This is a genomic window from Methylobacterium sp. J-092 (assembly GCF_022829325.1).
Lineage (GTDB): Bacteria > Pseudomonadota > Alphaproteobacteria > Rhizobiales > Beijerinckiaceae > Methylobacterium.
The window spans coordinates 1-624 of record NZ_JAKSXU010000031.1 but is presented as its reverse complement, the minus strand read 5'-3'; the positions used below and the strand labels follow the sequence as shown (position 1 = coordinate 624).

General features: G+C 68.9%; 1 pseudogene. It reads right to left on the bottom strand.

Annotation, left to right across the window (positions count from 1 at the left end):
* Positions 1–478: pseudogene (locus MKK60_RS00805) on the bottom strand (hypothetical protein); the annotation flags it as partial.
* Between the last annotated feature and the right edge of the window lie 146 nt (positions 479–624).

The window sequence follows — 624 nt, the reverse complement described above, 5'->3', positions numbered from 1 at the left end:
CACCCAGGCCGTTGGCTGCGATCGTCGCCGTCTTGACGTAGGTCCCGTCCGTGAAGGTGGCGACCGCCGTCTCGGTCAGGCCGAGGCTGGCGACGCGGAAAGCTACAGCCTTCGCTTCGACAGCGTTGACGACGTGGTCGGTCGTGTCGTTGACAACCAGAGTGGTCACCGGGGCCGCGGTCATGTAGGCGGCGCTGGCCGCAGCACCCGCGTTGCCGGCGGCGTCGACGACGCTCACCGTCACCGTCCCGGCGCCGATCGGGGTGGCGACAACGGCGGTAAAGCTGGTGCCGCTGACGCTGGCCAGGGTGTCGACACCGTTGAGGCTGACCACGACCTGGTCGCCCGCGCCGAGTGCCGCGCTGAGCGTACCCGTGACCGGCATGGTCGCCGATTCCGCAGCGCGGCGGGCGGGGATCGCGTGTACGGCGACGTGTAGGAGGCTGGCCTTGGCGAGCGGCGCGACGGAATCGGCCACGATGGTCGTGCCGGTGACTGACCTGGTGGTTCCATCCTAACCTGTGACCACGATGCTGGACCCAACCGAGCCGTTCAAGCCAGACAGGTCGACTGCACCCAGGCCGTTGGCTGCGATCGTCGCCGTCTTGACGTAGGTCCCGTCCG